Source organism: Streptomyces sp. SAT1, assembly GCF_001654495.1.
Lineage (GTDB): Bacteria > Actinomycetota > Actinomycetes > Streptomycetales > Streptomycetaceae > Streptomyces > Streptomyces andamanensis.
In genome coordinates, this window is sequence record NZ_CP015849.1 from 1,888,755 (window position 1) to 1,907,427 (window position 18,673).

Annotated in this window: 13 protein-coding genes; 6 read left to right on the top strand and 7 right to left on the bottom strand. The window is 72.5% G+C overall.

Going from position 1 to position 18,673, the window contains the following annotated elements; genetic code table 11:
* Positions 1-699 precede the first annotated feature (699 nt).
* The gene (locus A8713_RS08240) at positions 700-3,795 is read left to right on the top strand and encodes an FG-GAP-like repeat-containing protein (RefSeq protein WP_064532660.1); all 3,096 of its coding nucleotides are present in this window, start codon (positions 700-702) and stop codon (positions 3,793-3,795) included.
* Positions 3,796-4,012: 217 nt separating this feature from the next.
* Here A8713_RS08240 and A8713_RS08245 read toward each other — a convergent pair whose 3' ends face one another.
* The 5 genes from A8713_RS08245 to A8713_RS08270 form a co-directional block, all read right to left on the bottom strand.
* Positions 4,013-7,174 carry an efflux RND transporter permease subunit gene (locus A8713_RS08245; RefSeq protein ID WP_064532662.1) on the bottom strand — a complete coding sequence of 1,054 codons (3,162 nt, stop codon included), beginning with the start codon at positions 7,172-7,174 and terminating at the stop codon, positions 4,013-4,015.
* A 202-nt stretch (positions 7,175-7,376) separates the two neighbouring features.
* Positions 7,377-8,060 (bottom strand): response regulator, encoded by a 684-nt coding sequence (locus tag A8713_RS08250; protein ID WP_064532664.1) that lies wholly within the window; start codon positions 8,058-8,060, stop codon positions 7,377-7,379.
* On the bottom strand, positions 8,057-9,373 hold the full coding sequence (locus A8713_RS08255) for a sensor histidine kinase (protein ID WP_064532666.1): 1,317 nt from the start codon (positions 9,371-9,373) through the stop codon (positions 8,057-8,059). Before A8713_RS08255 ends, A8713_RS08250 begins: the two co-directional genes overlap by 4 nt.
* A 751-nt stretch (positions 9,374-10,124) precedes the next feature.
* Positions 10,125-10,403: a PspA-associated protein PspAA gene (gene pspAA, locus A8713_RS08265; protein ID WP_064532669.1), complete on the bottom strand. Its 279-nt coding sequence runs from the start codon at positions 10,401-10,403 to the stop codon at positions 10,125-10,127.
* 37 nt (positions 10,404-10,440) lie between these two features.
* Complete coding sequence (locus A8713_RS08270) at positions 10,441-11,238, bottom strand: PspA/IM30 family protein (RefSeq protein ID WP_173860815.1); 798 nt, start codon at positions 11,236-11,238, stop codon at positions 10,441-10,443.
* A gap of 252 nt (positions 11,239-11,490) precedes the next feature.
* Between A8713_RS08270 and A8713_RS08275 the strand changes: the two genes are divergently transcribed.
* The 3 genes from A8713_RS08275 to A8713_RS08285 all read left to right on the top strand — a co-directional run bounded on the left by A8713_RS08275 (position 11,491) and on the right by A8713_RS08285 (position 14,332).
* Positions 11,491-12,120, top strand: a complete 630-nt coding sequence (locus A8713_RS08275; protein ID WP_078509960.1) for a DUF3043 domain-containing protein — start codon at positions 11,491-11,493, stop codon at positions 12,118-12,120.
* Between the two features lie 80 nt (positions 12,121-12,200).
* Positions 12,201-12,905: a class I SAM-dependent methyltransferase gene (locus tag A8713_RS08280; protein WP_064537320.1), complete on the top strand. Its 705-nt coding sequence runs from the start codon at positions 12,201-12,203 to the stop codon at positions 12,903-12,905.
* 386 nt (positions 12,906-13,291) lie between these two features.
* Positions 13,292-14,332 (top strand): S1C family serine protease, encoded by a 1,041-nt coding sequence (locus A8713_RS08285; protein ID WP_385490420.1) that lies wholly within the window; start codon positions 13,292-13,294, stop codon positions 14,330-14,332.
* Between the two features lie 150 nt (positions 14,333-14,482).
* Here the strand turns inward: A8713_RS08285 and A8713_RS08290 are convergent, their stop codons facing one another.
* Positions 14,483-14,701: a hypothetical protein gene (locus A8713_RS08290; RefSeq protein WP_064532674.1), complete on the bottom strand. Its 219-nt coding sequence runs from the start codon at positions 14,699-14,701 to the stop codon at positions 14,483-14,485.
* A gap of 173 nt (positions 14,702-14,874) precedes the next feature.
* Here A8713_RS08290 and A8713_RS08295 point away from each other — a divergent pair, with 173 nt between their 5' ends.
* Entirely contained in the window at positions 14,875-16,086 is a 1,212-nt protein-coding gene (locus A8713_RS08295) for a bifunctional adenosylcobinamide kinase/adenosylcobinamide-phosphate guanylyltransferase (RefSeq protein WP_064532676.1), read from the top strand.
* Between the two features lie 77 nt (positions 16,087-16,163).
* On the opposite strand, the gene A8713_RS08300 is transcribed toward A8713_RS08295, so the two are convergent.
* Entirely contained in the window at positions 16,164-17,255 is a 1,092-nt protein-coding gene (locus tag A8713_RS08300; protein ID WP_173860816.1) for a class I SAM-dependent methyltransferase, read from the bottom strand.
* A gap of 267 nt (positions 17,256-17,522) precedes the next feature.
* Here A8713_RS08300 and cobT point away from each other — a divergent pair, with 267 nt between their 5' ends.
* Positions 17,523-18,647 carry a nicotinate-nucleotide--dimethylbenzimidazole phosphoribosyltransferase gene (cobT, locus tag A8713_RS08305; protein ID WP_064532679.1) on the top strand — a complete coding sequence of 375 codons (1,125 nt, stop codon included), beginning with the start codon at positions 17,523-17,525 and terminating at the stop codon, positions 18,645-18,647.
* The last annotated feature ends 26 nt before the right edge of the window (positions 18,648-18,673 follow it).

The following is an 18,673-nucleotide window of genomic DNA, read 5'->3' on the forward strand; positions in this document are numbered from 1 at the left end:
CTTATCCGCAAACCGGACACTTTCCCCCCACAGGAAGTTCACAAGTGTGTAGATCACCCGGAACCTAGCACTGAACCCAGGAGAGCCCAAGGGGATGTAAAGAATCGTTTCACCGACTGGCCGAAAATCTACCTGGAAAAATTTTAAATACCAGCCAATTTATTAATTAAGTTACATTCATGATGAATCGGTCATTTCTGATGCAGGTCAAGCCGCATAGCCCGCAGGATGCGGGCCGCCTCACGCGCCCCACCTGGGCGGATGCCGAGGCACACATGGGTCGCAGGTGGCAGCGCGCCCACAGTGGGTTGCGATGCACACTCACGTCTGTGAAGATCCTGTAGGGGGGTGTAATGAAATTCGGAAACGGGAAAAGGCGAGCTGTACTGCCGCGACGGCATGCGGACTGCGGATTTTCCAGGCAGCTGATTTCCACGCCCCGCCCACCGATATCCGCCTGCGTGAAACGGGCGAGTGGCCGGAGCTGAAAGTTCCGGCCGCCGTCTGAGCCCTACGGGTGCCCGTCACCGGTGCTGGTGCCGGTGTTCCACTGCGGCACGCTCTTCTGCCCCTCTCCGCAGAGTCGCCCGGCAGCACCACGTGCCGAGGACTGAGGGTCCCGGCTCTCTCCCCGGTGACGAGACCCACTTGGGACCCGCGGATGCGAACCCGTACGACGTACTCACAGAAGGATCCGTGATGAGAACTTCCAGACGCCGGCCGTGGCACAGTCGGCACCGGCGCAGAACGCTGACCGGTGCCGCCGCCCTTGCCGCGGGCTCCCTGGTGCTGCCTCTCGCCGTGTCGTCACCTGTGTCGGCCGCCACCGCGGGCACGTCTGCCGAAGTCCGGCCGGACCCGGTGGCCGCGGCTTCCCGAAAGGCGGCGGAGACCGGTGAGCGCGTCGAGGTGACGGCCAAGCGCACCGAGGACACCGAGGTGTATGCGAACCCGGACGGGAGTTTCACCGAGGACCGGCACGCACTGCCCGAAAGGGTCCGCAAGGGGCACCGGCTGGTGCCCATCGACGCCACGTTGCAGCCCAACCCGGACGGAACCCTGTCGACCAGGGCGACCACGGTCGATGTGACGTTCTCCGGGGGCGGCGCCGGTCCGATGGCCACCGTCACACGTGACGGACGCAGCCTTTCCCTGACGTGGCCGACCGCTCTGCCCGCGCCGGTCGTGGCGGCGGACAGCGCGACCTACCCCGACGTGCTTCCCGGCGTCGACCTCAAACTGCAGGCCGGGGCCGGCGGCTTCGCCCAGCTCCTCGTGGTCAAAACGCCCGAGGCAGCGGCGAATCCGAAACTGAAGGACCTCCAGTACGGCATGTCGGCCGACGGTGTCGACGTCAAGGCCGACCCGAACGGCAACCTCACGGCGGTGAACCCGGCGGGTCAGGAGGTCTTCACCAGCCCGACTCCGCGCATGTGGGACAGCAGCACCGCCGCCCCTCCCCAGGGCCTGTCCCGTACGACCGCGCAGGGCACGGGAAACGATGGGGACGGACCTGACGTGCCGACCGGTGAGTTCGAGCCGGGATACGGCGCCAAGCAGGCCGCGATGGACGTGAAGGTGACCGACACACACCTGTCGGTCACCCCCGATCAGAGCCTCCTGACGGCCGCGGACACCCACTACCCGGTGTACATCGACCCGGTGGTGTCGGGCGGCCGTGAGGCATGGACGATCGCCTACAAGAAATACCCGAACTCTTCCTTCTACAACGGCGTCGGCTGGGGAGGCTCCGGCTCCTCCACGACCACCGCACGCGTGGGCTACGAGAACGAGACGAACGGCCTGGCCGAGTCCTACTTCCGTATGGACTCCAACAAGCTGTGGGACACCAACAAACAGATCACCAAGTCCACGTTCAGGATCAAGAACACGTGGTCCTGGTCCTGCACCGACCGTGTCGTCGAGGTCGGACTCACCGGCTCCATCAGCTCCGCCACCACGTGGAACAAGCGGCCCAGCTGGGCTCGTACGCTGTCCTCCGTCAACCAGTCCCTGGGCTGGGGCAGTGCCTGCCCAGCCGGCAACCTCGCCTTCGACGTGACCTCGGCCGCCAAGGACGCCGCATCGAAGAAGTGGCCCAACATCACACTGGGCATGCGCGCCGCCAATGAGAGCGACGTCTACGCGTGGAAGAAGTTCGACGCCCACAGCGCGGTCCTCTCCACGGACTACAACACCGTCCCCGACCCGCCCACCGGCCTGTACACGTCCCCGGACACCGGCAAGAACTGCGGAACCACCACCCCCTACACAGTGATCGGCAACACCGACATCACCCTGGGCGGCAAGTTCACCGACTCCGACGACGGGACCATCAAGGCCCACTTCATCCTGTGGCCCACCGGCCACGGCGGAGCCAAGAACGAGGTCAACAGCACCGTCTCCACCACCTCGGGGACCGTCAGCAAACTCGTGGTGCCGAAGGCGAAACTGGCCGCCCTGCTCAAGGACGCCGGTGTCACCGGAACCGGCACCTTCACCTGGTACGCCCGCGCCGAGGACGCCACCGCGAGCAGCGCCTTCAGCGCCCAGTGCCACTTCCAGTTCGACGGCACGCGCCCCAGCCATCCGCCCACCGTCACCTCCGTCCAGTTCCCTGACGGCACCGACGGCTGGCCCGAGAACACCAGCCCCGTCCGCACCGCAGGCACCTTCACCCTCGGCAACGGCGGTGTCAGCGACGTCGCCAAGTACGAGTACTGGACCGACTGGGACCCCACCGTCCGCACCGCGACCCCGGCCACCGCCGGCGGCTCCAAGGACGTCACATTCACCCCGGTGTCAGCCGGCCCCCACTTCCTCTACGCCCGCAGTATCGACCACGGCAACAACACCTCCGACCGCGCCGCATACCTCTTCTACGTCAAGAGCCCCAACGTCACGGACAAGCCCGGCGACCTCAACGGCGACGGCAACAGCGACCTGTACGGAGTACGCACCGACGGAGCACTCTGGCAGTACTCCGGCTCCGGCAACGGCTCCCTCAGCGTCTACACCACCGCCAGCACCACCAAGTTCAACGGTGCCTCCATCACCCACCGCGGCGACTGGACCGGAGACGGCTACGAAGACCTCATCGCCCTCACGGGGAGCGCCGGCAGCAGAACGCTCCAGCTGTACCCCAACAACGGCTACGGATACGCCTGCACCACCAAGGGAGAGCAGGCCGACAGCGGGACCTGCACCGCCGACCGCCAGGAACTGACCGTCGACGACCCCGCCGACAACCACTGGCAGAACGCCGACCAGGTCCTCGCCATCGGCGACGTCGACGGACCTCTGGACGTGGACGACGACGGCGTCATCGATGTCCCCGGCTTCCCCGACCTCCTCGTCAAGGAAGGCAATCTGCTCTGGCTCTACTACGGCGCCAGCATCTACTCCCTCGACGCGGCCAGCGAACCCGTCCTCATAGGAAACGGCGGATGGTCCGGCTACGACCTCATCGCCCCCGGGGACGTCGACCAGGACGGAAACGTCGACATTCTGGCCCGGGAGAAGTCCACCGGTGCTCTGTACCTCTACCCCGGCACCGGACCCACCGGCGCGGGACTCGCCTCTCGCGTCCGGATCGGCACCGGCTGGACCCCCACCAGCCGCCCGCTCATCGCCTCGGGCGGTGACGCCGACAACGACGGCAAACCCGACCTGTGGGCCACCAGCCCCGACACCGGCAAGGGCCTCTACTTCTACCCCGCCATCACCCCCACCACCCACGGCACACCCACAGCCGTCGGCACCAACGGCTGGGACGCCTTCGAGGCGCTGAGCTGACCAGCACCCACCCTCGCCGCGGGAGCCGTGTCCTCGGCTCCGACCCGGTCTGAGGCAGGGTCTCCGTTCAGTATCCGAGAACCGCTCCGAGCCAGACCGGCCGAGGAGCCTCCGTCTCTCGGTCGGCGCGAAGACGTCACTCAGTGCCGTATCGCCCCGTCACAAGAGACGGCCGGGCCTCCGCGGAGGCCCGGCCGTTTCCTGTGGTGAGGGGGTGTCAGACGCCCGCCGGTTCCAGGTCTTCCGTCTCCGTCCTGGTGGTCCGCTTCGCCTCGCGCTTCTTGGCCCGGCGTTCCTTGCGGAGTTCGAGCATGGCGTAGAGGGTCGGGACGAGGAGGAGGGTCAGGAGGGTGGAGGTGATCAGGCCGCCGATCACGACCACGGCGAGCGGCTGGGCGATGAAGCCGCCCTGGCCGGTGACGCCGAGGGCCATGGGGAGCAGGGCGAAGATCGTCGCCAGGGCCGTCATGAGGATCGGGCGGAGGCGGTGGCGGCCGCCCTCCACGACGGCCTCGACGACGCCGTAACCCTGTCTGCGGTACTGGTTGATGAGGTCGATCAGCACGATCGCGTTGGTGACCACGATGCCGACCAGCATCAGCATGCCGATCATCGCGGGCACGCCCAGCGGGGTGCCGGTGGCGATGAGCAGGCCGAGCGCGCCGGTGGCCGCGAACGGGATGGACACCAGCAGGATCAGCGGCTGGGCCAGCGAGCGGAAGGTCGCCACCAGCAGCATGAACACGATGGCGACGGCCGCCAGCAGGGCCAGGCCCAGGTTCTTGAAGGCGTCGTCCTGGTCGGAGGTGACACCGCCGATCTCGGCGGTCGCGCCCGCCGGGAGGTCCAGCGCCTTGACCTTCGACTGGAGCTTGGAGCTGACCGCGCCGGTGTTGTCACCGACCGGCTTGGCGGTGACGGTCGCCGCGCGCTGTCCGTCGATACGGGTCATGGAGACCGGCCCGTCGACCAGTTCGACGGTGGCGATGTCACCGAGCTTCACCGGTCCGAGACGCAGGTTCCGCAGCTGGGACAGGGTCTCGGCGGGCTTCGCCGACTTGATCACGATGTCCCGCTCGGTGTCGCCCAGGACCGCCTTGGCGGCCGTGGTGCCGCGCACCGCCTGGGCGACGGCCGCGCCGAGGGTCTGCTGGGTGAAACCGGCCGCGGCCGCCTTGTCATCGGCCCGCACCGAGACGCGGGGCACGCTCTGCGACAGGTCGCTGGTGACGTCGCTGACGTCGTCGAGTCCGGCGACCGCCTTGCGGACCTGCTCGGCCGCGTCCCGCAGCGACTTCGCGTCCGGCGCCTTGACGACGACCTTGAGGTCCTGGTCGCCGAAGCCGTCACCGGCGTTGACGGTGGTGGTGCCGATGCCGGACAGCTTGTGCAGCCCGGACTCGATGTCCTTGCGGACGTCCTCGGCGGACGCGGAGTCCTCCAGCATCACCTGGTAGGAGGCGTGGTTGGCGTCCGTGGAGCCGCCGAAGGCCGCCAGGAAGCCGGAGGAACCGACCGTCACCTGGTAGTCCTTGACGCCCTCGGTGCCGGAGAGCAGCTTCTCGACCTTCTTCGCCTGCGCGTCGGTGGCCGCCAGGCTGGTGCCCGGCTTCAGCTCCTGCTTGACGCTGAGCACCTTCTGGTCGCCCGGGTCGAAGAAGTTGGTCTTCAGCAGCGGGGCCAGGCCGAAGGTGCCGACCAGCACGACCACCGCGATCAGCACACTGGTGAGGCGGCGGCGGGTCGCGAAGCGCAGGACCGGCACGTAGAAGCGCTGGAGACGGCTGCCGGCCTCCTTCTCCTCCGCCTTGCGGCGGGCCTCCTCCGGATCGGCCGGCGTGTTCTTCGGGGCGCGCAGGAACCAGTACGACAGGACCGGCACGACCGTCAGCGACACCAGCAGCGAGGCCAGCAGCGCCACCGTCACGGTGATGCTGAACGGGCCGAACAGCTCGCCCACCAGACCGCCGACCAGCCCGATCGGCAGGAACACGGCGACCGTGGTCAGCGTCGAGGAGGTCACCGCCCCGGCCACCTCGCGCACGGCGCCCAGGATGGCCTCGCGGCGCTCCTCGCCGTAGCCGAGGTGGCGGCGGATGTTCTCCAGGACCACGATCGAGTCGTCGACGACGCGGCCGATGGCGATGGTCAGGGCGCCCAGGGTCAGGACGTTCAGCGACAGGTCGCGGGTCCACAGGACGATCAGGGTGATGACCACGGAGAGCGGGATCGAGACCGCCGTCACCAGCGTGGAGCGCAGCGACGCCAGGAAGACCAGGATGACCAGGACGGCGAAGAGCAGACCGAGCGCGCCCTCGGTGGTCAGGCCCTCGATGGACTTGGAGACGGCCGGGCCCTGGTCGCTGACCGTGGTGATCTTCGCGTCGGAGCCGAGGCTCTTGCGCAGCTCGGGCAGCTTGTCCCGGACGGCGTCCGAGACGGCGACCGCGCTGCCGTCGTGGTCCAGGGTGACCGCGACGGCGAGGCTGGGCCGGCCGTCGGTGCGGGTGATGGAGTCGGCCTTGGCGGGCTGCTGCCGCACGGTGGCGACATCGCCGAGACGGGCCGGTGCCTTGCCCGTGCCGGCGCCTGCCTGCCCGGCTCCGGTCTGCCCGGCTCCGGTCTGCCCGGCTCCGGTCTGCCCGGCGATCCGCAGGTCCTCGATCTGCTTCAGCGAGGTGAAACCGCCGCCGACCTGGACGGTCCGGCCGGCGCCGCCCTCGTCGAAGGATCCGGCCGGGACGGTGGCCCCGCCCGCCTGGAGCGCCTGGGCCAGGTCGGCGGTGGTGAGGCCCGCACCGGCGAGCTTCGCGTCGTCGGGGGTGACGGTGACCTGGAGGTCGCGTACGCCGTCCACGGTGACCTGGCCGACGCCGTCGACGTTCTTCAGGGCCGGGACGACCGTCTTGTCGAGCTGGTCGGCGAGCGCCTGCTGGTCCTTGCCGGAGGTCACGGCGAGGACCACGGTGGGTATGTCGTCGGTGGAACCGGCGACGACCTGCGGGTCGACGTCGTTCGGGAGCAGGGCGCGGGAGCGGTTGACGGCCTGCTGGACGTTGGCGACGAGCTGCTGGGTGTCGTTGCCGTACTCGAAGGACGCCGTGATCACGGCGCTGCCCTCGCTGGCGGTGGCGGTGACGCCGGTGATGCCGTCGACGGCCTTGATGTTGTTCTCGAGGGGTTCGACGACCTGCTTCTCCACGACGTCCGGGGAGGCACCCTGGTAGGGCGCGAGGACGGACACGACGGGAAGTTCGATGCTGGGCAGCAGCTGCTGCTTGAGCTGGGGGATCGCGATGGCCCCGAAGACGAGCGCGACGATCGAGATCAGCCCGATCAGCGCCCGCTGCGCGAGGCTGAATCTGGACAGCCAGGACATGGGTCAGGGTCTCTCTTCTGTGAGCGCCGGGAGCGGCAGGAGCGGCACGGGCGCGCAGCAGCGCCCACCCTTACACCCTCAGGCATGGACACCCGGTGATCCGTAACCCCCTGGTCCAATTCCGCGCGGTACGCCTACTCCGGCCGCAGTACGCCCGGGTAGAGGCCGCTCCACCCCTGGATGTACCGAGGGTGGAGGGGGCTCAGTCCACCCGGGGGCGGACCAGACCGGACTCGTAGGCGATCACGACGAGCTGGGCGCGGTCGCGGGCGCCCAGCTTGGCCATGGCCCGGTTGACGTGTGTCTTGACGGTCAGCGGGCTGACCGTGAGGCGTTCGGCGATCTCGTCGTTGGAGTGGCCGCCGGCGACCTGGACGAGCACCTCGCGTTCGCGGCCGGTGAGCGCGTCGAGGCGGGCGGAGCGGATGGGGTCGCGGCCGTCGTCGGTGCCGTCGCCCTGGGCGAGGAAGCGGGCGATGAGTCCCTTGGTGGCCGCCGGGGACAGCAGGGCCTCCCCGGCGGCGGCGATGCGGATGGCGTTCAGCAGTTCCTCGGGCTCGCTGCCCTTGCCGAGGAAGCCGGAGGCGCCCGCGCGCAGCGACTGCACCACGTAGTCGTCGACCTCGAAGGTGGTCAGGATGACCACGCGTACCTGGTCGAGGGCCGGGTCGGCGCTGATCAGGCGGGTGGCGGCGAGGCCGTCGGTGCCCGGCATCCGGATGTCCATGAGGACGACGTCGGCGCGCCGCTCCTTGGCCAGGCGCACCGCCTCGGTGCCCTCGGTCGCCTCGCCGACCACCTCCATGTCGGGCTCGGAGTCGACGAGCACGCGGAAGGCGCTGCGCAGCAGTGCCTGGTCGTCGGCGAGCAGGACACGGATGGTCATACGGCGTCCCCCGGGGCGCGGGTGCGGGTGCGGGCGGTGCGGGGACCGGTGCCGGGCTCACCGGGGGTGCGGGTTCCGGTGGTTCCGGTGCCGGCGGAACGGGCGGTGGTGCCGGTGTCGGTCCTGACGGGAAGGATCGCATGGACGCGGAAGCCGCTGCCGTAGCGGGGGCCGGTGGTGAGGGTGCCGCGCAGGGCGGTGACCCGCTCGCGCATGCCGAGCAGCCCGTGACCGCCGCCGTCGGCGCCCGGGGCGCCGTCCGCGCCCGCGCCGTCGTCCAGCACGGTGATCTCCACGTTCGGTCCGACCCGTACGACGCTGACCTCGGCCGCGGCCCCGCTGCCCGCGTGCTTCTGCACATTGGTCAGGGCCTCCTGGACGACGCGGAACGCGGCCAGGTCGACGGCGGCGGGCAGCGGGGCGCCGCCGTCGGAGCGGGCGACCTCGACGCGCAGGCCGGCGCTGCGGAAGGTGCCGACGAGGTCGTCGAGCCGGTCCAGGCCGGGGGCCGGTTCGGTGGGCGCCTCGGGGTCGTCGGACTGCCGCAGCAGCCCGACCGTGGCGCGCAGTTCGTTCAGCGCGGAGCGGCCGGCCTCGCGGACATGGGCGAGGGCCTCCTTGGCCTGGTCGGGGCGTTTGTCCATGATGTGGGCGGCGACCCCGGCCTGCACATTGACCAGCGCGATGTGGTGGGCGACCACGTCGTGCAGGTCGCGGGCGATGCGCAGGCGCTCCTCGACGACGCGGCGGCGGGCCTCCTCCTCGCGGGTGCGTTCGGCGCGTTCGGCGCGTTCGCGGATGGCGCTGACGAAGGCGCGGCGGCTGCGGACGGCGTCGCCGCCCGCGGCGGCCATGCCGGTCCAGGCGAAGATGGCGAGGTTCTCCTGGGCGTACCAGGGCTCGGGGCCGCCGAGCATGGCGGCCCCGGTCAGCACGGTCATGGTGGACAGGCCCAGGCGCCAGGTGGTGGGGCGGTCGGTGGTGGCGGCGACGGTGTACAGGGCGATGACGGCCGCCATGGCGACGGGGGCGCGCGGGTCGCCGGTGAGGCAGCCGGCCAGCGAGACGGCGCCGGTGACCGCGAGCACGGCGCGCGGGGCGCGGCGGCGGAAGACGAGCGCGGCGGCGCCGAGGGCCATCAGCACCAGGCTGATCGGTTCCGGATGGCGCACCGCCCAGCTGACGCCGTGCTCGCCGCGCGGCTCCACGAAGGAACCGGCGACCATACAGACCAGCGCGCCCGCGGCGATGGCGGCGTCCAGCGCGCAGGGGTGCGCGGTCAGGCGGCTGCGCATGCGGTCGAGTCGGCTCACGCCTGCCAACGGTACGGGGCCGACACCGGACACGGGGACGCCCGGCGGGAAGCGGGGTACGCTGCCGCGCCCGCGGGGTGCCGAGGGAGAGGGCGGCGTACGGGCGGCCGGGGCCCGGCCGCCAGAACTCGCGGGCGTACGCCCGGCGCGAGCGACCGGTGGGGCGGGGCCGGGCCCGTGAACCAGCGCGGGCCCGTGAAGCTGCCGCGCCCGCCAGGTGTCGGAGCCAGGGCTTACGGGCGAGCGCCCGGCCGCCAGGAACTCGCGGGCGTACGGCCCGGCGCGAGCGACCGATGGGGCGGAGCAGGGCCCGTGGGCTGGCGCGAGCGGCCGGTGGGGCGATGCGGAGCCCGTGGACAGCCTCAGGGCCTCTCAGGGCGCTCCGGATACGGGGCTCGGCGACCGTCGCGAAGGGCGCGCCTGCCGACCCGGAGCAGGGCGCGACGCACGGCGGCGGCGGGCGCGCCGAGCGGGCCGGGGACGGGGCCCACGAACCGGCCCAGGTCTCCTAGGCCGCTGCGGCACGAGGACCCGGCGGCCGTCACACCCGACCGACCCGGCGCAGGGCCCGGCGCAAGCGATCAGCGCAGACCGGCGGTGGAGCGGTGGACCCCCGGCCCGACCGGCACCGGGCCGCAAGCCGGGTGCGCGGACCGGGGCGCGCTCGGGCGGGCGGGGGGGTGGCGGGGCGGCGTGCCCGGCCCGGCGGTCGGGCCCCGCGGTCTGACGGGGGCCGGTCGCGGGGCGGGGTTCAGTTGGGGATGAGGCCGTCGTCGCTGAGCATGGCGCGTACGTCGTCCAGGCTGGCGTCCGGGGCGGGCAGGATCAGCTCGGAGGGCTCCAGGGCGTCGTCCGGGAGGGGCTCGCCCAGCTCCCGGACCCTGGTGAGGAGGGCGGACAGGGTCCGGCGGAAGCCGGGGCCGTCGCCCTTCTCCATCTCGGCCAGGAGCTCGTCGTCCAGCTCGTCCAGTTCGGCGAGGTGGCCGTCGGCCAGCCTCACCTGTCCCTCCCCCATGATCCGTACGATCATGTCGCCCTCCTCGGCGGCGTGGCCGGGGCCACGGTGCTCACTGCTTGTCGAAGCGCGGGGTGTCCTGCGGCTGCTGCTGGGTCTCGGCCTGGCCCTGGCTGCCTTCGATGGCCTGGCGGTCCGCGGAGGAGCCGCCGGCCAGCTCGGCCTTCATGCGCTGAAGCTCCAGCTCCACATCCGTACCACCGGAGATGCGGTCCAGCTCGGCGGCGATGTCGTCCTTGGCCATGCCGGTGGGGTCGTCCAGGGCACCGGAGGCGAGCAGTTCGTCGATCGCGCCGGCGCGCGCCTGGAGCTGCTGGGTCTTGTCCTCGGCGCGCTGGATGGCCAGGCCGACGTCGCCCATCTCCTCGGAGATGCCGGAGAACGCCTCGCCGATCCGGGTCTGCGCCTGGGCCGCCGTGTAGGTCGCCTTGATGGTCTCCTTGCGGGTGCGGAAGGCGTCCACCTTCGCCTGGAGCCGCTGGGCCGCCAGAGTGAGCTTCTCCTCCTCGCCCTGGAGCGTGGAGTGCTGCGTCTCCAGGTCCGTCACCTGCTGCTGGAGCGCGGCACGGCGGGACAGCGCCTCGCGGGCGAGGTCCTCACGGCCCAGCGCGAGCGCCTTGCGGCCCTGGTCCTCCAGCTTGCCGGACTGCTGCTGGAGCTGGTTCAGCTGGAGCTCCAGGCGCTTGCGGCTGGTCGCCACGTCGGCGACGCCGCGGCGGACCTTCTGGAGCAGCTCAAGCTGCTTCTGGTACGAGTAATCGAGGGTTTCGCGCGGGTCCTCGGCCCGGTCAAGGGCCTTGTTCGCCTTCGCGCGGAAGATCATCCCCATACGCTTCATGACACCGCTCATGGGCTTCGCGCGCCCCCTTCTGACGGACTCCAGCTCACAGCTCTGCGACAGAACCCACAGTACGGGCCCTGCAACCATTACCGCACTGTTCGGGAACGGATGCGGTCATCCCCAAGGACGACTGACCGCGTTTCCGATCCGGCGTAGGGAGTAGGTGACCCCCTGTGGGCCCGGCCGGAGTGCGGACCGTCTTCCCCCTGTCCCCTGAAGACGTCCGGTGTTGCCGGATCGTTCCCCACCGGGCTGGGGTCCATGCGGGTCGAGCCCGTACCCTTGGGATTTGTGTTCCGTAGCCGTGCCAAGGAAGAGAAGGCGCCGGTCGCCGAAAAGACGACGGTGAGCATCTCCAAGCAGCCCCGTGACCCGCAGGCGCCCAAGGGTCGCCCCACGCCGAAGAGGAGTGAGGCCCAGGGCCAGCGCCGCAGCGTCGCCAACACGCCGACCAACCGCAAGGAGGCCGCCAAGCGGCAGCGCGAGGAGCGCCGCGTCCAGATGGAGCGCCAGCGCCAGGCGCTGGCCAGCGGCGACGAGCGCTACCTCCCGGCCCGTGACAAGGGCCCGGTGCGCAAGTTCGCGCGTGACTTCATCGACTCGCGGTTCAACATCGCGGAGTTCTTCCTGCCGATGGCCGTGGTCATCCTGGTGCTGAGCATGGTGCGCGTCGGCTATCTGCAGAACCTCGCGCTGCTGCTGTGGCTCGTGGTGATCGTGCTGATCGTGCTCGACTCGGTCCTCAGCGTCTTCCGACTGAAGAAGCGGCTGGCGGAGCGCTTCCCGGACCAGAGCCGCAAGGGCGCCGTCGCCTACGCGCTGATGCGCTCCCTCCAGATGCGCCGGCTCCGTCTGCCCAAGCCGCAGGTCAAGCGTGGAGAGCGGCCCTGAGTACGACCGCTTTCTCCGGAGGCGCGGCCGACGCCTGGCTGCAGAAGCTGGGCGGGCTGCGTGATGTCGTACGGCAGGAGCTGGTCGCCCGGCAGCTCGACGAGCAGATAGCGGGGCGTTTCCCGGTCGGGCAGCGGCTGCGGGTGCTCGACGTCGGGATGGGCCAGGGCACGCAGGCGCTGCGGCTGGCCCGTGCGGGGCACCAGGTCACCGGCCTGGAGCGCGACCAGAAGATGATCGCCGTGGCGCGGGAGGCATTGGCCGCCGAGCCCGAGGGCATCCGGGCGCGGATGCGGATCGTCGAGGGCGACGGCCAGGACACCGGGGTGCACTTCCTGCCCGGTAGCTTCGACGTCGTGCTCTGCCACGGCGTGCTGATGTACGTCGAGGAGCCCGACCCGCTGCTGGCGGGGCTGGCCCGGATGCTCGCGCCGGGCGGTCTGCTGTCGCTGCTGGTGCGCAACGCCGACGCGCTGGCGCTGCGGCCGGGGCTCATGGGCGACTGGCCGACCGCGCTGGCCGCGTTCGACTCGACGGTGTACCGCAACCGGCTGGGCCTGGACGTACGGGCGGACCGGCTCGCCGATCTGACCGCGACCCTCGCCGGGATCGGCGCGCCGCTGCACGCCTGGTACGGGGTGCGGGTCTTCACGGACACGGCTGCGGACGGCGCCGAGCCGCCGGCGGACGTGGCGACGCTGCTGGACACGGAGGAGCGGGCCGGCCGGACCGACCCGTACCGCGCGGTGGCGGCGCTGCTGCATCTGTGCGGGGTGCGGGGCTAGGGCCTGTCGTCAAATTCCCGCCTGCCCCGCGACGCCATGCACGCACTCTCGCCGCACCGGGCCCAGACCCGAGTACGTCCAGTACGCGGGCCAGGGCCCGGCACGCCGAGAGCACGCACCTGACGCCGCGAAGCCCGCCCTCCGGGCGGACGACGGGAATGTGACGACAGGCCCTAGCACTCCCCCGGGCAGGCCGCCCCGGCCGCCCGATCGGGTGCGTCGGCAGGGCCCGGCGTCCGTCTCGGCGACAGACTCGGCTCATGGACGCTTTCCGTAGCCGTACCAGCTCCGTCAGCCGTACCAGCGGTGCCGTGCCCGGCCGTACACGCACCCGTGGCCGTCCGTGTGTCCGGGGCCGCCGGACGGCCGGTCCGCTGGTCGCGCTCGTGTGCTGTGCCGCCGCGCTGGCCGGGTGCAGCGGTCCGGCCGGGCCCGAGGAGACGGCGGCCTCCGGCGCCCCGACGCCCTCCTCGGGCGGGCGGCAGGTGGCCGCCCCGGCGGCGGCGGACGGCCTCCAGAGCGACTACCAGCGGGTGATCAAGGAGGTCCTGCCCTCGGTCGTGCAGATCCAGGCGAGCCGCGACCTCGGCTCGGGGGTCGTCTTCGACGACAAGGGGCACATCGTCACCAACGCGCACGTCGTCGGCAACGAGAAGCGCTTCCGCGTCACCACGGCGGGCAGCGAGGAGACGCTCACCGCGACCCTGGTGTCCGCCTATCCGGAGCAGGACCTCGCCGTCGTCAAGCTGGACAAGGTGCCCGACGGGCTGAAGGCGGCCACCTTCGGGGACTCCGACAAGGTCGCGGTCGGGCAGATCGTGCTCGCCATGGGGTCGCCGCTGGGCCTTTCGTCGAGCGTCACCCAGGGGATCGTGTCGGCGACCGGGCGGACCGTCAGCGAGGGGCAGAGCGGCGGCGGCACGGGGGCGACGATCGCCGACATGGTGCAGACCTCGGCGGCGATCAACCCCGGCAACAGCGGGGGCGCGCTGGTGAACCTGGACGGCCAGGTCATCGGCATCCCGACGCTCGCCGCCACCGACCCGCAGCTCGGGGGCAGCGCGGCACCCGGCATCGGGTTCGCGATCCCCTCGTCCATGGTGAGGACGATCGCCGGGCAGATCGTGAAGTACGGCAAGGTCGTCGACTCGGGGCGGGCCGCGCTCGGCATCACCGGACGCACCGTCATCGACACCTCGTACCAGCCCGCCGGGGTCGCGGTCGTCGAGGTGAAGTCCGGTGGCGCGGCGGACCGGGCGGGGATCCGGCCCGGCGACATCATCCTCAAGGTCGGCGGCGCCGGCATCACCGACATCACCTCGCTGTCGGAGGCGCTGGCCGGGGACAAGCCGGGGCAGCGGACGAAGGTGACGTACTCCCGCGACGGCGCCGAGCGGACGGTGGACGTGACGCTGGGCGAGCAGTGAGCGGGACGTCCTCGGGCGGCCCGGCGCGGGGCCCGATGCGGGAGCCCGGCGCGGTGGCCCGGCCCCCGAAGCTCTCGTCAGCCTTCGTCCGGTTCGGCGGCGCCCCGGACCGGCCCGGAACCCCGGAACGCTCCGGACCGGCCGAAGGCCCTACGCCTGGGCCTGGTCGGCGTGCAGGCTCATCGGACCGTAGATCTCGGCGGTGTCCTCGAACAGCCGCACCTGGTCCGCGCCGCCGTCGGCCAGAGCCTTCCAGTTCTCCCCGATCCAGGACTCGGCGTCGCCCTGCGTGGTGAACTCCTCCGGCTGCACCGCGGGCTGGACCTCCGTCCCGTCGGCCGTCTCGAACCGCCACGTCCATGCCACCATGTACGCCTCCCTGATGCGAGCACACGAGTACGGGCACACGTCTGCGGGCGCACCGCGCGCCCACTGCACACACTGCCCATCGGCAGCCGGATCACGCGGATCATGATCCGGTTCCGCCCGCAGCAGCCTAGCCGGATGCGCACGACCCGCACCGGCACGGGAAAATCGGGTCCGTGGACGTGACACTGCTCGGTACCGGCGCCCCCGCGGGGCTGCCCCGCCCCCACTGCCCGTGCGCGGCCTGCGCGACGGCTCTCGGTGCGCAGGCCCGCGCCGCGACGGCGCTGCTCGTGGACGGGTCGCTGCTGCTGGACCTGACGCCCGGCGTGGCGTTCGCCGCCGCTCGGGCCGGGCAGTCGCTGGGGCAGGTGGCCCAGGTGCTGCTGTCCCATCCGCACGACGGTCCGGCCGTGGAGGTGCCCGCCGGGCTGCCGCAGCCGGGCCGGGTGCCGGACGGGCGGGAGCTGGCGCTGCTGACCGGGCATCGGGTGCGGGCGGTGGCGCTGGACGCGCCGGGCACGGGGTACGCGGTGACCGGGCCGGACGGCAAGCGGCTGCTGTATCTGCCGCCGGGCGGCGCCCCGGCCGGTCTGGAGGAGGGTTCCGTACCGGCGTACGACATGGTCGTCGCGGATGTGACGGGGCGGCCGGACGCGCTGGCGAAGCTGCGGGCCGTGGGGGCGGTGGGGCGGGCGACCGATGTCGTCGCGGTCCATCTCGACCACGATGTGCCGCCGGGTCCCGAACTGTCCCGGCGGCTGGCGGCGGCCGGGGCGCGGGCGGTGCCGGACGGCAGCACGCTGGTGATCGGGGCGTACGAGAACATGGCGGCCGTACCGGACGTGCCCCGGCGCACGCTGGTGCTGGGCGGGGCGCGTTCGGGCAAGTCGGTGGAGGCCGAGCGGCGGCTGGCGGCCTTTCCCGACGTGCTGTACGTGGCCACCGGCGGCACCCGGGGCGGGGACACGGAGTGGGCGGCGCGGGTGGCCCTGCACCGGGAGCGGCGGCCGGGTTCGTGGCGTACGTCCGAGACGTGCGACCTGGTGCCGCTGCTCGCGCAGGACGGTCCGCCGCTCCTGATCGACTGCCTGTCGCTGTGGCTGACGGACGCGATGGACTCCGTGGGCGCCTGGGACGACGCGGAGTGGGCGGACGGCGGTGAACGGGCGCTGCGGGGGCGGACGGCCGCGCTGACGTCGGCGGTCCGGGCCGCCCGGCGGACCGTGGTCGCCGTCTCCAACGAGGTCGGTTCGGGCATCGTCCCGGCCACCGCCTCGGGCCGCCGCTACCGTGACGAACTGGGCCGGCTGAACGCGGCCTTCGCCGCCGAGTGCGAACAGGTGCTGCTGGTGGTGGCGGGCCAGGCGCTGCGTCTGCGCGGCTGAAGTGGCGGAAGCCGCCGGGGCGGGGCGAATCCGCGCGGGTCGGACGGGTCGGACGGGTCCGGCCGTGTCGCGGCGGGTCAGACCGGTCCGGCCGTGTCGCGGCGGGCGACGAGCCGGTAGGTGTTCGAGCAGCCCGGGGTGCGGCGCAGCAGCGGGGCGAGGGCCAGGTCGAGGAGAGCGGCCAGGTCGACCAGCGGGCTGGTGGCGGCGGCGAGGACCGCGCGCAGCGCGCGCCGCGGGGCGCTGGGCGGGGTCTGCCGCCAGGGGGCGTCGGGGGCGGGCAGCAGGCGGGCCAGGGCCAGGGCGAGGGCCGCCGACAGGTCGTTCGGCGTGTGCGGGGTGCGGTGGTCGGTGACGAGGACCGTGCAGCCCGCGGACTCCAGCGCGGCGCGCAGGTTGCGCGCGGGCGGCAGGTGCAGATGGCGCGGCTGCCCGTGCGGCAGCCACCACTTGCCGAGCAGCAGGGCGAACGCGCTGCGCGGGTCGGGCAGTTCGATCAGGAGGTGGCCGCCGGGGCGCAGCGCGGTGAGGGCGCCGCGCAGCTCGGCCCGGGGGTCGGGGGCGTGGGAGAGGTGGTGGAACATGCTGACCACGTCGTAGCGTCCGCGCAGCCGTTCGGCCACGCGCGGGTCGGACAGGTGCCCGATGTGCGCCTCCTCGATCCGCCCGGCCGCGCGCGCGGCCTCCACCCGGGGCGTGGGGTCGAGCCCGTCGAAGGAGGTGTACGGGAAGATCTCCCGGGCCGCGGCGGGGAAGTGGGCGTGGCCGGTGCCGACGTCGAGCCAGCTCTCCGGTTCGCCCACGTTGCGCATCAGGTGGGCGTCCCAGCGGTGCCTGCGGTGGCTGCGGCGGGCGGCGAGCACCGGGTCGGGCAGTGCCTGCGGGTCGCTCTCGTCGAAGTCGCGGTGGTAGAAGGCGAGTCCGGCCGGGGTGAGCCGGGGGTTCTGGAAGGCGTGCCCGCAGTCGCGGCACTGGTCGAGCGCGAACCTGCCCGGCTTGCGCTGGAGCAGGTCGGGCGCGCTCAGCCGGGTGCGCAGCCGGGCGGAGCCGCACCAGGGGCAGTCCGCGCGGCGCGGCTCGTGGAACCGGTCGGTGCCCTGGGCGAGTTCGGCGGCGTACCCGATGCGGCGCGGGTCGTAGACCCGCGGGGCGTACGGCAGGGGCGGCATGGTCGGCTCCCGGTGGGCGTGCGGGCGTACGGCGGGGAGCGGCCGGGGGCGGCCTCTCGTGCGGCCACTGTCGACAATTCCCTGCAAAAGGGAACGTATGGGATCCGTGTCGCGGCCGGGAAGACGCCGTACGGGTGTGCCGGCGGCCCGGCGTGCGGGGGTGGCGGCGCCGGCCTGCGGGGGGTGGCGGCGCCGGCGTGTGGGGGGTGGCGGCGTCATCGGGACGTGGGTCGGTCCCGTTCGGCCGGGGCCGGTACTGTTCGGCGAATGAGCTCGCTGAATCTCGACGACTTCTCCGATCTGATCGAGCGCCCCGACGGCGGAGTGCGGCGTGACGCCGAGGCGCGCCGGGAGCGTCAGGCCGTGCCGCCCGGTGCGCTGGGCCGCCTCGACGACCTGGGTGAGTGGCTGGCCGCGGCCCAGGGTGCCGTACCGGTGCGGCCGGTCGAACAGCCGCGCGTCGTGCTCTTCGCCGGTGACCACGGCATCGCCGCGCTCGACGTGTCGGCCCGCCCGGCGGGCACCGCCGCGCAGTCGGTCCGGGCGGTGCTGGAGGGCGCGCGGCCGGTGTCCGTGCTGGCCCGGCGCCAGGGTGTGCCGGTGCGGGTGGTGGACATGGCCCTGGACTGCGAGCCCGGGGCGCTGCCCGAGGACGTCGCGCGGCACCGGGTGCGGCGCGGCAGCGGACGTATCGACATCGAGGACGCGCTGACCCCCGAGGAGGCCGAGGCCGCGTTCCGGGCCGGGGTCGCGGTGGCCGACGAGGAGGCCGACTCCGGTACGGACCTCGTGGTGCTCGGTGACGTCAGCGTGGGCGGGACGACGGCGGCGGCGGTGCTGATCGCCGCGCTGTGCGGGACGGACGCGTCGGTGGTGACCGGCCGCGGCGGCGAGGCGATCGACGACCTGGCCTGGATGCGCAAGTGCGCCGCGATCCGGGACGCGCTGCGCCGGGCGCGGCCGGTGCTCGGGGACCAGCTGGCGCTGCTCGGGGCGGTCGGCGGGGCCGATCTGGCGGCGATGACCGGCTTCCTGCTCCAGTGCGCGGTGCGCAAGCTGCCGGTGATCCTGGACGGCGTGGTCTCGGCGGCGTGCGCGCTGGTGGCGCAGCGGGTGGCCTTCCGGGCGCCGGACTGGTGGCTGGCCGGGCATGTCAGCGGGGAGCCCGGACAGGCCAAGGCGCTGGACCGGATGGCGCTGGAGCCGCTGCTCGACCACGCCGTACGGGTCGGGGAGGGCGCGGGCGCGCTGCTTGCGCTCCCGCTGGTGCGGGCCGCCGCGGACCTGGCGGCCGAGCTTCCCGAGACGGCGCCCGCCGCCGACGACGAGACCGACGGCGCTGCCGCCGCCGCTCCGGAGGACGAGCCCACGGACTACTCCGGCCTGGACTGACGCGCCGGGCGCGGGGAGCGGGACAC